The sequence below is a fragment of the Priestia sp. HNGD-A6 genome (assembly GCF_045784335.1).
GTDB classification, from domain to species: Bacteria; Bacillota; Bacilli; order Bacillales; family Bacillaceae_H; genus Priestia; species Priestia zanthoxyli.
Genome location: NZ_CP138621.1, coordinates 818,878 through 831,727 on the forward strand (window position 1 = coordinate 818,878; position 12,850 = coordinate 831,727).

General features: G+C 39.0%; 12 protein-coding genes. 2 read left to right on the forward strand and 10 right to left on the reverse strand.

The features are described from left to right. Position 1 precedes the first annotated feature (1 nt). Together SCI76_RS04220 and SCI76_RS04225 are read right to left on the reverse strand one after the other, a co-directional pair. Complete coding sequence (locus tag SCI76_RS04220) at positions 2 to 697, reverse strand: YqjF family protein (protein WP_063247280.1); 696 nt, start codon at positions 695 to 697, stop codon at positions 2 to 4. Between the two features lie 19 nt (positions 698 to 716). Further along, positions 717 to 1,670, reverse strand: coding sequence for an NAD(P)/FAD-dependent oxidoreductase (locus SCI76_RS04225; protein WP_407545066.1), 954 nt, complete (start codon positions 1,668 to 1,670; stop codon positions 717 to 719). Between the two features lie 199 nt (positions 1,671 to 1,869). Between SCI76_RS04225 and SCI76_RS04230 the strand changes: the two genes are divergently transcribed. Beyond that, on the forward strand, positions 1,870 to 2,202 hold the full coding sequence (locus SCI76_RS04230) for a hypothetical protein (RefSeq protein ID WP_033578790.1): 333 nt from the start codon (positions 1,870 to 1,872) through the stop codon (positions 2,200 to 2,202). Between the two features lie 35 nt (positions 2,203 to 2,237). Here the strand turns inward: SCI76_RS04230 and motB are convergent, their stop codons facing one another. The 3 genes from motB to SCI76_RS04245 all read right to left on the reverse strand — a co-directional run bounded on the left by motB (position 2,238) and on the right by SCI76_RS04245 (position 4,131). Then, a complete protein-coding gene (motB, locus tag SCI76_RS04235) occupies positions 2,238 to 3,071 on the reverse strand; it encodes a flagellar motor protein MotB (protein ID WP_025752068.1) in 834 nt (277 codons plus the stop codon). Further along, positions 3,064 to 3,858 (reverse strand): flagellar motor stator protein MotA, encoded by a 795-nt coding sequence (motA, locus tag SCI76_RS04240; RefSeq protein WP_033578789.1) that lies wholly within the window; start codon positions 3,856 to 3,858, stop codon positions 3,064 to 3,066. The genes motB and motA overlap by 8 nt, the downstream gene beginning before the upstream one ends. 129 nt (positions 3,859 to 3,987) lie before the next feature. Continuing rightward, positions 3,988 to 4,131, reverse strand: a complete 144-nt coding sequence (locus SCI76_RS04245; protein WP_014460421.1) for a hypothetical protein — start codon at positions 4,129 to 4,131, stop codon at positions 3,988 to 3,990. Between the two features lie 140 nt (positions 4,132 to 4,271). Between SCI76_RS04245 and SCI76_RS04250 the strand changes: the two genes are divergently transcribed. Then, complete coding sequence (locus tag SCI76_RS04250) at positions 4,272 to 4,550, forward strand: hypothetical protein (protein ID WP_407545067.1); 279 nt, start codon at positions 4,272 to 4,274, stop codon at positions 4,548 to 4,550. 13 nt (positions 4,551 to 4,563) lie between these two features. Here SCI76_RS04250 and SCI76_RS04255 read toward each other — a convergent pair whose 3' ends face one another. From SCI76_RS04255 to SCI76_RS04275, 5 genes are all read right to left on the reverse strand, one after another. Then, a complete protein-coding gene (locus SCI76_RS04255; protein ID WP_028413611.1) occupies positions 4,564 to 5,223 on the reverse strand; it encodes a serine/threonine protein kinase in 660 nt (219 codons plus the stop codon). A gap of 119 nt (positions 5,224 to 5,342) precedes the next feature. Continuing rightward, positions 5,343 to 6,629: a cytochrome P450 gene (locus tag SCI76_RS04260; protein WP_080968672.1), complete on the reverse strand. Its 1,287-nt coding sequence runs from the start codon at positions 6,627 to 6,629 to the stop codon at positions 5,343 to 5,345. Between the two features lie 107 nt (positions 6,630 to 6,736). Further along, positions 6,737 to 8,230: an aldehyde dehydrogenase family protein gene (locus SCI76_RS04265; protein ID WP_013082880.1), complete on the reverse strand. Its 1,494-nt coding sequence runs from the start codon at positions 8,228 to 8,230 to the stop codon at positions 6,737 to 6,739. A 128-nt stretch (positions 8,231 to 8,358) separates the two neighbouring features. Further along, positions 8,359 to 11,340 (reverse strand): type I pullulanase, encoded by a 2,982-nt coding sequence (pulA, locus tag SCI76_RS04270; protein WP_328174810.1) that lies wholly within the window; start codon positions 11,338 to 11,340, stop codon positions 8,359 to 8,361. 79 nt (positions 11,341 to 11,419) lie between these two features. After that, positions 11,420 to 12,814 carry an L-cystine transporter gene (locus SCI76_RS04275; RefSeq protein WP_034269283.1) on the reverse strand — a complete coding sequence of 465 codons (1,395 nt, stop codon included), beginning with the start codon at positions 12,812 to 12,814 and terminating at the stop codon, positions 11,420 to 11,422. Positions 12,815 to 12,850: the final 36 nt, after the last annotated feature.

A 12,850-nucleotide genomic window follows, 5' to 3' on the forward strand; every position in this document is an offset into this window, starting at 1 on the left:
CCTATACTTTCTTAAACGGGTAAAAATAAGCAGTTACTTTCTTTGCGTAGTGTACAGTTAAATTATGATAGTCCGCGGGACGCAAAAAAGGCTGAGTGATAGAATCATCTCTTATTTCACACTCTCCTTTTTGCAGCTCCCAAGGATCATGATAAAGGTCTCCTCTGTAGACATTTCCTTGATGAGTGGTAAATAAGCAATAGCGCTCTGTAAGCCAATGAGCTAATTCTCCTTTTTTACTGTGATAGGACGGAGAAGTACCTCTATATGTAAGCTTTACTCGCTCTTTTTTTGAGTCTCTGTGCGTTCGAACTGACTGAAAAGAAATATAGTTCTGAGTTTTGTTGAATGTCATAGCAGCGTGGTAATAAGGCAAGTGAAAAAACTGACGAGCAATCCATACTCCTAGTGGATTGCTTGCGTCTAAACTAAAAAAATAAACGCCTTTTTCCCCTTTATATGTAACATAGGTACGCACATTTAGCTCATATAGCCGTGAAAAGATGGGCACGGCAGGCGTTCCTTTGAATCGAATGTCTGTCATCGTAAAAGGCACAAGCGCAATCCACGCTTGACCATTATAGGTGTCAGGCTCTAACTGACTCGGCAATAAAGAAGCCAAAAATGCCGGATCTACAGGCCAATGAATAAACAGTAAATCTTTCCACGTTTGTTTCATTATCCAATTATTTTTCACTTCTTGGTCCCTCCTTTTTCTAGATGTTCTTTTCCATTAATTCAGCGGCTGCCGATTTGCCTGACAAATATGCGCTCTCTAACCGTGAGTGATTCGTCTCGTCTTCCCTTCTTAAAAAAGCATCTCCTGCCACCAGTAGCGACGGCATAATTTTAGCAAAGGGCTGATGAAGAACTTGTTCAACCTCTGCATAGCGCCATTTCTTTATCTGGATGCTTTTAATATGATTTGCACCTATCCATTCTTTTATTTCATTTTTTATCATCGGCAGCAACTCACGTTCATGTTCATCAACATGTTTTTCTGACCAGTCTTTATTCATATATATGCTAAGAACGGGAGTCTTTGATATTCCTTTTTGCTCATGATTAATGATTCTTTGGATTGTGCCAGATGGATTCGTGAGTTGACCACGATCACCAAACAGCGTCTCTGTGTAAAGCTCCACGATAGCAACCAAGCAAGGACTGAATTTCAGTGTTTTAAGAATAGATTGGTCCACCTGTAACCTGCTGTTATTAAGCATCTCAATAACCTGAGGAGACGGAGGTGTAAGAATGATATCAGTCGCTTCAAAAATCTCATTTTCTTCTGTATATAACTGATACCTTCCGTTTTGAAAATCAATGGCTTGAACTTTTCGATTTACATATACGCGTAGATTTTCAGCTAAATATTTAGCTAGCGCATTCATGCCATTCGGACTTTGATACCGAGGGTGATGGTCACCAAACCACTTCTTAACCTTTCTATCACCTATCCATTTATTTACGTCTTGTTGAAATTCATCGGATCTCACTGTAAAAAATTGAGCTCCGTGATCTGCTTTTCCATCCCCTACTCGTCGGGTAGCCATTCGTCCCCCTACACTTTTGCCCTTATCAAGAAGAAAGACCTCTATTCCCTCTTTTTGCAATTCAGCCGCTGCTGTAAGGCCCGTCATTCCAGCACCTACTATGCCTACTCGTCTCATTTTTTCCTCCTTATTTAACGCATTTATTTACAGTATAAAAAAAGCGGAATGATTGAGCTAATTTAAACTGTCTTTTTCATTTACCTTTGCTCCTGCTTGTCTCAAAAAAATAGTCTACGATTCCTTTCATCTGAGTATACTTGTCGTATACAAATATATCTTTACCTGCTAGCACGTCTATAAATAGGAGGACTGTCACATGATGCTCTATGATATTAAGCATAAAGTATATTACGAAGTATTTAATACAGCTCGCCCTAAAATGAAGGACGCTCACCAAGGACGAAGCTGGGGATATGTTTATAAAAATCTCAATGGACAACCTACCAAGTTTTGGATTGACTTTACGCACGGACGTTTTATGTACTTTCAAGTTGAAGGCAAGTGGTATCGCGTGCAATATTTGCAGTCCAATGATAAGAAAAAAACAGCAGATGTCTTTAAAGGCGCTCTCATTGATTTGATTTTAGATGGAATGGACCTCAAGTTAGTACGAGGAAACTTTGAAAAGAGAAGACTCTTAGCTTTATAACACATAGAAAAACAGCCGTAAAAGCAGGACTGCTTTTACGGCTGTTTAATTGTACGAGGAGTAATCAATATTTCAACCCTTCTATTTTTCGCTTGCCCCTCTGCTGTATTGTTAGATGTCACCGGTTTGAACTCTCCAAATCCTTTTGCACTGAACATGCTTGGATTAAGCTTATCGTTTTTTAAGATAACTTTCATAAAGTTAACTGCTCTCATCACGCTTAACTCCCAGTTGGATTCAAAACCAGCGTTGCGAATAGGTACGTTATCGGTGTGGCCGCTAATAATAATATTACGAGGAGGATCAATCACCAAAAGCTCTGAAATATCATTTGCGATTTTTGTATCTTCACTCCGCACTTGTGCTCTTCCCGAATCAAACAATACATTGTCTCGAATGGAAATTAAGAGACCTTCCTCGGTTAGCGAAGTCTGTAATTGATTTGTTAAGTTTTTCTTTTGAATATACGCATTAATTTTAGATTGAATTTGCTGAAGCTCTTCTTGATCAGCTTCTCGAATGGTTTGCTCCTTTTGTTCGCTCGTTAACGATTGTGAAGAAGCAGGAGACTGATTAGGAGCTGTCTCTACTTCATTTGTTTTTTCCGTACTTTTAGCTGCAGGAGTATTTGAAGGCTGAACCGCTTCTTCAGATTCCTGCAGAGATTGAAATTCCATCACGCCCGTTCCTCCAACGAACGCTTCATTAAATGCGCGGGAAAGGTTCTTAAATTTTTGCGCATCCACTGAGCTCATTGCAAACAATACAATGAATAAAGCAAGTAAAAGTGTAAGCAAATCTGAGTAAGGAAGCAGCCAGCTTTCGTCAACATGGTCCTCTTCATGCTTTCGTTTTCTGCGTCTACTCATTTGTGCCCACTTCGCTTTCTTGAAGAAGCTTTTTACGTTCCGCTGTTGGCAAATAGGAAGCCAGCTTTTGCTCAATTACTTTCGGTGTTTCTCCTTCTAGAAGTGAAAGCACTCCTTCGATCATCATATACTTTACCTTTACTTCATGTTTCGATTTACGCTTTAGTTTATTTGCAAACGGATGCCATAGTACATACCCAGTAAAAATACCAAGAAGCGTAGCAACAAACGCCGCGCTGATCGCATGTCCTAGCGTATCTGTATCTTCCATGTTCCCAAGCGCAGCAATTAACCCTATAACAGCTCCAAGTACACCGAGAGTTGGAGCATATGTACCTGCTAAAGCGAAAATACTTGCACCCGTTTGATGTCTTTCTTCCATCGCATCAATTTCTTCAGACAACACGTCTCGTATATAATCCGCACTTTGACCATCAATAGCTAAATTCAAACCATTTTTTAAGAAAGGGTCATCTACATCAATAATTTGGGCTTCAAGTGATAGTAACCCTTCTTTTCGAACAACTTGTCCCCATTCAGAAAACATGGATACTAAATCAACGGGCTGCAGCATTTTTTGTTCTTTAAACAGGACACCAAACAGTTTTGGGACTCTTTTGATTTCATTTGAAGGAAATGCAATCACTACTGCTCCGACGGTTCCGACAATAATAATTAAAATAGCAGCCGGATTTCCTAACACAGATGGATTAACCCCTTTGAAAAACATGCCTACAATAAGAGAGGCTATTCCTAAAATCAGTCCAATAAAAGATGTTTTATCCATATGTAATTCTCCTATCCTTAACTTCCTGTTCTTTCTTTTTGTGTATTTTATCCTCATCTTTTATTTCGACTATTTCATAGAATTTTTAAGCTTTTTATGAATCATATTTACAATTACAGCTTTTCTCTATTATAAAAACACTTTTTTTAACTTTTCATACAGAATATCTGAAGGTCCAGCTATAATCGCTACAATTTGATTTTCCACATAAATAGCAGCCGTCATCTTATTATCAATATCAGCTAAAATTGCAAACCCGACGTTAATATTCAACTTTACTCACCTCTATCACGTTGTTGTTTATTCAACATATAAAAAGAGCAGTCTTACCATTTATTTTTCCGTGTTTTATTGACATTTGTAAATTTTATATTAAGATTATGTAAATAAGTTGACAAAATGGAGGTGATATTATGCTACTAGAAAAATACTGTAAAGACACTGATTTAATGATTATCCAGTTTACAATTGAACTAACAAAAGATATTCACGCTAAAATCTCCGCACGTACTTTATTTTATGAAGAACAGGTGATACGTTATGCTGAAAAAAGAATACGTTCTTTCTTACACCCTCTTTCCCTTAAACATACGCTAAAATTTGTCTATCAATCTGAAATACTACAAACCCTTCTATTCAAATTAAAACCAACTTTTGAGCAGCAGCATGTATTGCGCTGTATTTCATCTTAAAAAGGAGTTTCCTTTAGCGGAAACTCCTTTTTGATTTGATTCTACGATATAGACGATATGCTTTTCTGATCACGTTTAACAACGGGTATGGCAAGCGGATATGGTACTTATCAATAAATGGATAAAAGGTGTAATAAGCTTTTACAAGGTCTGTCCATTTTTTATCAATACCTTCCTTATAAAAGTCAGAAATATCCACCACATACCCTCTTCCATCTTTCATCATGACATTTTTACCATGCACATCATACGGGTTTAACCCCTGGCTTCTTGCATAGTCCAAAGCTTTGTTCACATCTTTTATGACTTGTTCGGGAATCTTTATTCCCCGCTGTACAGCATCATACAAAGTAACACCTGTAAGTCTTTTTAAAATCAAGTACGTCTTTCCCTCATGAAAAAGTTGAGAATAAGCTGGGTGAACGCCCAGCTTTCTATACACTTGCGCTTCTTTTTTTACACCATAAACGTCTCTTCCGTATACTTTTACGACAAATTCAGGATAATTCTCGTGCGTAAACACACCGGCATAGTTTCCTTTACCAATAAGTACCCACTCTTTTGTTTTGTTCGTAACTTCAACTGGATCATAGTCACTTTCACTTTGAATCTTAACTTGCGTTAGTAATGATGTTTCAACTAGCGACACTAACTGTTTAATTGTTTTATCCATAGTCCCCTCTAAAAATCCTTCAGTAATCTCTATCAAATATTATCCTATGATAAATCTCAATGCAGGATGTGTCAATAAATTGACAGCCTGATATAAAGAGGGAAAGGATTCCCGTTCATTCAAGACTGCGTGTGAACTTTGTGAACATTCACATCCAGTTCTTCTTTCATATTCAGCATAACGCCCGCCATCGGAGCAATAGGCTCGGGCTTAGTCAGTTGAAATAAAAAGCGCTTTGTCATTTCTGACAGAAAAATAGTTACTATTTCAGTGATATAGTCCATGCCTCTTTCCGCTTGATGCTCAATCCCAAGCGGCATATACATATAGCTTGGGACATCAATGGATCCTCCTTTTTCAAAACGGTCAGGTAAAAATTCACTTGGCTCTAAAAAATAATCTTCATGGCGATGCATCATATAAGGGCTAATTAACATAATCTCCCCTTTTTTAATGCTGTAACCATCTATTTGTATATCTTCACGTGCTTGACGCCCAAATAGCCAAAGAGGCGGATACAGCCTCATGCTTTCAGCAATTATTTTGCGCATATATGTCAAATTTTTGGTTGAAAGCGATTCACCGCTAGCATAGGCTTGAATTTCTTTATGCAGCTGAAGGTGCTCCCTAATATTTTGAGACAGTAAATGAATAGACCAGCTGCATACGTGCGTAATCATTTCATACATCGAAAGGAATATAGAATTTAGCTGTTCGTATATTTCTCTTTCATGGATGTCTTCCCCGTGAGAATTTAATACACACTGCAGTAAGTCATTTCCTTCGGTTTTGTTTTGAACACGCATTTGAACGCGTTCAAAAAGGAGTTGTTCTAGCTGCTCATCTGAGTCAGGCTGGTGCAAGGGTAGACGAATATAAATTTTGCCTAACTTTTCTTTTTTTCTCATAAGTGCTTGAACATAGTGAATTTTGTCTTTATCCTCAATCGAAATGCCAAATACAAGTTGAAGGAGTACAGCTACGACTATCTGTCTTATGTCTTTTACTATCGTTCGAAGCTGCCCTTCTTCCCACGTTTCCGTATGCTTTTCAATTATTTTTGCGATTGCTTCCTTATTATAAGTTAGATGTTGTTTTAGTTGTGAGGGTTGAATGGGGCTCATGTATAATGCTTCATCTGTCCATAACATTTCTTCGCCTAGCAGCGTTTTAAACATGTGCGTTAGTTTAATTTTTTGAAACGCCTTGCTGTTTGTAATGACTACATCTTTAATAAGTTGAGGGTCTCTCGTTACATAAAAGCGTTTGTGCGCAACTCTAAATGTTGCAATTTCTCCATACTGAGTCAAGTTTTCCAAAAAACCCAGGGGGTTCTCTCTAAACTTTTGCAGGTGACCGGTAAGCTTATACGACGAGGGGCCCTGTATAACCGGCAATGTTATCACTCCTTTTCTAAAAATGCGGGACTTAAACAAATAAAAGAGTAGTCCACTAAAGACTACTCTTTTTCACACAAAGATATGCTATTGATTTTCACAAAAATTCTTACTAATTATTCCATATTGATCCATACGCTTTTCACTTCGGTGTAGTTATCAAGCGCATAGCTTCCCATTTCACGACCAATTCCCGACTGTTTATAGCCTCCAAACGGGCTTGCTGCATCAAATACGTTGTAACAGTTCACCCAAACTGTACCTGCTTTAATACCATGAGCAATATAGTGTGCTTTCTTTAAATCCTGTGTCCAGACGCCCGCTGCTAGACCATATGCTGTATCATTTGCTTTGGCAATCAAATCATCAAGATCGTCAAACGGCATAGCAGCTACAACCGGACCGAAGATTTCTTCACGAGCAATCGTCATTGAATGATCGACATCTGCAAAGATAGTTGGTTCTACGAAATAGCCTTGATCAAATGGAATGTTTCCTCCTGCGAGTACTTCCGCTCCTTCTTCTATTCCTTTATCAATATAGGTTTTCACTCGTTTTTGCTGCTGCGCAGATACAAGCGGCCCCATTGTTGTCTCATCTGCTAATCCATTTCCTTGTTTAATAGATTTCGTTTGAGAAACTAAATCAGCTACGACATTATCATATAAGCTTTTTTGAACATACAGACGACTTCCAGCACAACATACTTGTCCTTGATTAAACATAATACCTGAAAGTGCACCAGGAACCGCTTTTGTTAAGTCTGCATCCGGCAGGATAATGTTTGGTGATTTACCTCCAAGCTCTAACGTCACACGCTTTAAGGAGTCACTAGCTTGCTTCATAATTGCTTTTCCGACAGCAGTAGATCCTGTAAAAGCAATTTTATCGACAAGATCATGATGAACGAGCGGTTCACCTGCTGTTTTCCCGTAGCCTGGCACAATGTTTAGCACGCCTTTTGGGAATCCTGCTTCATCGGCTAGTCGAGCTAAGTAAAGTGCAGAAAGAGGCGTTTGCTCGGCTGGCTTGAGCACAATTGTACATCCAGTTGCTAAAGCGGCTCCGAGCTTCCAAGCGGCCATTAAAAGCGGGAAGTTCCACGGAATAATTTGGCCAACAACTCCTACTGGTTCATATCTCGTATAGTTAAAATACGCTCCTTGCACAGGAATAGTTTGTCCAACCATTTTAGTTGACCACCCTGCAAAGTAGCGGAAATGTTCGATGGCTAATGGAATGTCTGCATTTGATGTTTCACGAATTGGTTTTCCGTTATCAAGCGTTTCAAGCTGCGCAAGTTCCAATTGATGTGTTTCCATTAAATCAGCTAATTTATAAATAAGTCGACTTCTTTCAGCTGCTGACATCTTTGTCCAAGGTCCATGATCAAAGGCTTCTCTAGCCGCTCTGACGGCGCGATCAATATCCTCTGGATTTGCTTCAGCTACATCTGCCAACTTTTCACCCGTTGCTGGATTTACTGTTTCAAACGTTTTTCCTGAAACAGAGTCTACCCATTCGCCATTAATGTATAGCTGTTTAACTCCTTTTAAAAACTCCACTACTTTCGGACTCATTTCAACTTTTTTCGCTCCAAGATTTTGCATCAAATACATACCTCCCCACGAATTTTGAAAACGCTAACAATGAATATTTTACCACGTTATCTAGTAAAATCAACAATTTTGCATACAATATTCTGAATTTTTCTACATGCATTCTAGCTATCTAAAACTTATCTTACTAGTACAAATGTCGAAAGAGGCGAAACGTTTATTGTATTTCCTTTCACCGTACGGAGCGTTTTTGTTCCTGCCTGCTCGCCGTCAACAAGTAATCTCCACGTTCTGTTAGAAGGCAAATGAACCGTTTGAGCTTGTTTATTTGCATTATGAATCACCATTATTTCGTTTGCTTTATCTTTATTAGCTTTAGCATTTAACGTATAACCTACTACGTTTGCTGGTGCATCAACAAAGCGTAAATTTTGATGAATAGCCTGTGCACTCGTCATTCTAAATGACGAATATTGCTTTCGAAGCGCAATAAGTCCCTTCATGTAATTTACTTCTTGGCTGAAAGCTGCTCGGCGCTTCCAATCTAGCTGATTGACAGAATCGGGTGACTGATAGCTATTATGGTCTCCGCCTTTTGTTCTCATAAACTCTTGACCTGCATGTATAAAGTTCATTCCTTGAGATGTTAAAATAATAGAAGAAGCAAGCTTATGCATTTGCTTTTTCGTTTGCTCGGTGTCAGCAGGGTTCGTCAGCTGAAGCTTATCCCATAACGTATGGTTATCGTGGGCTTCTACATACGTCACAACTTGATCCGGGTCTTCATACGTGGCAGTTGAATGATCATAATCTATTCCAGCTGCTATACTTTGCTGTATGAGCTTTTCTTGACCCTGTTTTCCATTCACAAATCCGTTTTCACGATCAAAAAATACGCTGCCTTTAAGACCATCCCGCATACCGTCATTAAAGTGAGCGATGCGCTTCATATCCTGAGCGTTTTTCTGGTTAGCTTTGAGCTTAGCGTCAAGCTCGGTTCCTAGATCCCAGCCCTCTCCTAAGACGATAATGGAAGGATCAAGTTCATCTAATTTCTTTCTCACTTCATTCATTGTCTTTGTATCGTGAATCCCCATTAAATCAAACCGAAACCCGTCAATGTGGTACTCTTTTGCCCAATACGCAACAGAATCTACGATAAACTTCCGAACCATTTTCCGTTCAGACGCCGTGTCGTTTCCAACACCTGTTCCGTTGGATAGAGTTCCATCTTCTTTATAACGGAAGTAGTAGCCTGGAACTAGTTTATCAAAGCTATGCTCACTCACTGCATACACGTGATTATAAACAACGTCCATTACCATGCGAAGCTGCTTGTCATGAAGCGTTTGAATCATTTGTTTAAGCTCAATAATTCTAGTCTTAGGATTATATGGGTTTGTTGAATAGGAGCCTTCTGGGACGTTATAATTTTTCGGATCATATCCCCAGTTAAACTGCGGCTCGTTTAATTTCGTTTCATCCACCGTACGATAATCGTAAATAGGCAGGAACTGGACGTGCGTTACACCTAAATCTTTAATATGACTGAGTCCTGTTTTTACTCCATTTGGTCCTTTCGTATTCCACTCCGCTACGCCTAAATATTTTCCTTTGTTTTTGATACCGCTCTCTTTTTGAGACGATAAATCTCGTACGTGCAGTTCATAGATAATGGCATCTTCTGGATTTTTAAATTTCGGCTTATTTGTACTCCACTTTTTCGGATTTGTTTTAGCCAAATCTACGACGACTCCGCGATCTCCATTGACCGTTGTTGCTCGTACATATGGATCAACCGCTTCATTCCAGACGTTCCCAATTTTTACTTTGTACGTATAAATTAGTTCATCTTGATTTCCTTTTAACTCCGCTTTCCACGTTCCTTTTTCACTTTTAGTCATAGAAATTTCTTTTAAAGCTTTCGAGTTCCATGACGAATAAGTCACTAGCTTGGCTTCGCTTGCAGTTGGAGCCCATACGCGAAAATTTGTTTGTTTCTTAGAATATGTGTTTCCTAAATCGTTTCCGCTATATGCATACTTTTCGTCAAATTCTTTCGTACGCACGACATTTCCATTGACTACATCAGCTGATCCGTATCCTTTTTGCTTAACTCTATACGTTTGTGTAACGTCCAAAGGCCGTTTTGTTATGATTTTAATTTTAGTAGTAACAGCGTCTCCTCCCTCTTTATAAGGTGTCACTTTCTCAATTTGAGCTCCGTCAATTTCAATGTCTCCTAAACTCTTAGAAGAGTCAAACGGCACGTTTGTTTCTAAGGTGATTTGATTAAATGTATCCATCGTCGCCTTCATGATTTTCCGAGTGAGATCTACTCCAGCTCTATCGTAATAAATTCGATTTTGCCCTTGAACAATCCATACTTCTACATTCCCATCTTTACCAACCTTGGTAATAAAGCGGTTTCCTCCGTCTTTATTTTCCCAATCGCTGTCACTAGTAGAATGGCGTACAATAAAACCAATTTTGTCAAATAAATTACCACTTCCACTGTTAATTGTGTAAGTTGCTTTCTTCCCAAAATTCGTGTCTTCCGTAAATTCGATTTGCTTGCCTTCTTTTTCATCACCTGGCCATGTCCAAATGTTCCACCCGCTGTAATCTCCATCGTACCGATGATAGTTTAAGGTAACGTTTACTTTATCAAATTCCGGTAAATCTCGGTATTCACCGTCAGGAGGAGACGTATATGTATGTTCATCTCCACTTTTTACCCATACTTCTCCTTCACCGTTCTCCACTGAAACGAAGCGGTCTCCTCCATCTTTTTCCCACGATTCTGTTCGTACAATAAAACCTACTTTGTCATAAGTACCGGGTAGTTCAACTTCCGCTACTTTTCCAAATTGATCTTCCCCTGTAAATGCGTAAGGCTTCCCTTCTCCTCCTTCAGGAAAAACCCATAATCCCCATTCTTTTGTATCGTTTGAAGCAGGCTGATAGTGAATCGTGAGTTTTGTGGTATCCGCTGCAGATGCAAACGATTGCATAAATGGGCTAAAAAAAGAGCTTACTAGTAAGAGTAAAGCCGTCAGTACCATTGCATATTTAGTCCAACTACGTTTCAATGAAAACCCTCCCATAAAATAAAGTACGTACACATTTTTCACTATAACCTTTTTTGAAAGCGTTATCATAAGTATTTTTTCCTATTTTATGTGGATAAAGAAAAAAAATCCATAGTTAACAATGTTAACTACGGATGACGTATCTCTTTTACACTTCTGCTGTTTCAGGTGAGATGGTTTGATCGTTGTATACGTTTGTATCTAGCTCTTTTGTTAATTTACTAGTGACGACTCCGGCTGTCATGCTTCCACTTACATTAAGCGCCGTACGCCCCATATCAATCAATGGCTCTACTGAAATTAATAAGCCTGCTAGCGCTACGGGCAAATTCATAGAAGATAATACAAGTAAAGCCGCAAATGTCGCTCCTCCGCCAACCCCTGCTACGCCAAACGAACTAATTGCTACAATGGCAATCAACGTGAAAATAAATGAAGGCGTTAAAGGATCAATACCTACCGTTGGTGCAATCATAACGGCTAACATAGCTGGATATATTCCAGCGCATCCGTTTTGACCGATTGTAAGACCAAATGAACCTGCAAAATTCGCAATTCCTTCTGGAACCCCTAACTGTCTTGTTTGTGTGTTAACATTCAAAGGCAATGCTCCAGCACTCGTACGAGAAGTAAAGGCAAACGCCAATACAGGAAATACTTTCTTAACATATGTGATCGGATTTACACCGATGATTGTTAGAATAACTAAGTGAACGATAAACATAGCTGCCAATGCGACATATGATGCTACAACAAATTTTCCAAGTTTAACAATTGCATCAATATCACTCGTTGCTACTGTTTTGGTCATAATTGCAAGTACCCCATAAGGAGTTAAACGAAGAATTAGCGTCACTACACGCATGACAATTGCATAAAGCGTATCAATAATTTTTGAAAATAACGCCGCTTCCTCAGCTTTTTTACGCTTCACGCCTAAATACGCAATTCCAACAAATGCGGCAAAGATGACAACGCCAATCGTGGAAGTTGATCGTGCGCCTGTTAAATCAAGAAACGGATTAGCAGGTAATAATTCTACTACTTGCTGCGGAATTGTTTTTGCTTCTAAACTAGATAAATTGTTTTCCAAGTCCTCTCCGCGCTGAAGTTCCGCTTCCCCTTTTGTGATTTGGACAGATTCTAAATTAAAGCTCGTTGTTGTAAAAATACCAATTGCAGCTGCTATCGCTGTTGTGACAAGCAAAATCCCAATAATTAAACTACTAATCTTTCCAATATTGCTCGTCAATTTCAAACGAGTGAATGCCGCTACAATCGATACAAATACAAGCGGCATGACAATCATTTGAAGAAACTTCACATATCCGCTTCCTACAATGCTAAACCAATCGGCGGTCGCTATCGTTACTTCATGAGTCGGACCATACACCCACTGAAGAGCAAAGCCAAAAATAATCCCTAGGCCAAGCGCCGTGAACACACGCTTTGAAAATGATACATGTTTTTTTTGCATCATAAACAGCCCCGCAAGCAGTGCCAGCATAATAAGGATGTTTAGAATGACTAATAAGTTATTCATAGATGTTCCCCCTGTAATTTTTCCATAATTTATGTC

Excerpts from the sequence above, each read along its gene's own strand:
- SCI76_RS04225 (WP_407545066.1), bottom strand. The coding sequence starts at position 1,670 with ATGAGACGAGTAGGCATAGTAGGTGCTGGAATGACGGGCCTTACAGCA.
- SCI76_RS04230 (WP_033578790.1), top strand. The coding sequence starts at position 1,870 with ATGATGCTCTATGATATTAAGCATAAAGTATATTACGAAGTATTTAAT.
- motB (WP_025752068.1), bottom strand. The coding sequence starts at position 3,071 with ATGAGTAGACGCAGAAAACGAAAGCATGAAGAGGACCATGTTGACGAA.
- motA (WP_033578789.1), bottom strand. The coding sequence starts at position 3,858 with ATGGATAAAACATCTTTTATTGGACTGATTTTAGGAATAGCCTCTCTT.
- SCI76_RS04250 (WP_407545067.1), top strand. The coding sequence starts at position 4,272 with ATGCTACTAGAAAAATACTGTAAAGACACTGATTTAATGATTATCCAG.
- SCI76_RS04255 (WP_028413611.1), bottom strand. The coding sequence starts at position 5,223 with ATGGATAAAACAATTAAACAGTTAGTGTCGCTAGTTGAAACATCATTA.
- SCI76_RS04265 (WP_013082880.1), bottom strand. The coding sequence starts at position 8,230 with ATGCAAAATCTTGGAGCGAAAAAAGTTGAAATGAGTCCGAAAGTAGTG.
- pulA (WP_328174810.1), bottom strand. The coding sequence starts at position 11,340 with ATGATAACGCTTTCAAAAAAGGTTATAGTGAAAAATGTGTACGTACTT.
- SCI76_RS04275 (WP_034269283.1), bottom strand. The coding sequence starts at position 12,814 with ATGAATAACTTATTAGTCATTCTAAACATCCTTATTATGCTGGCACTG.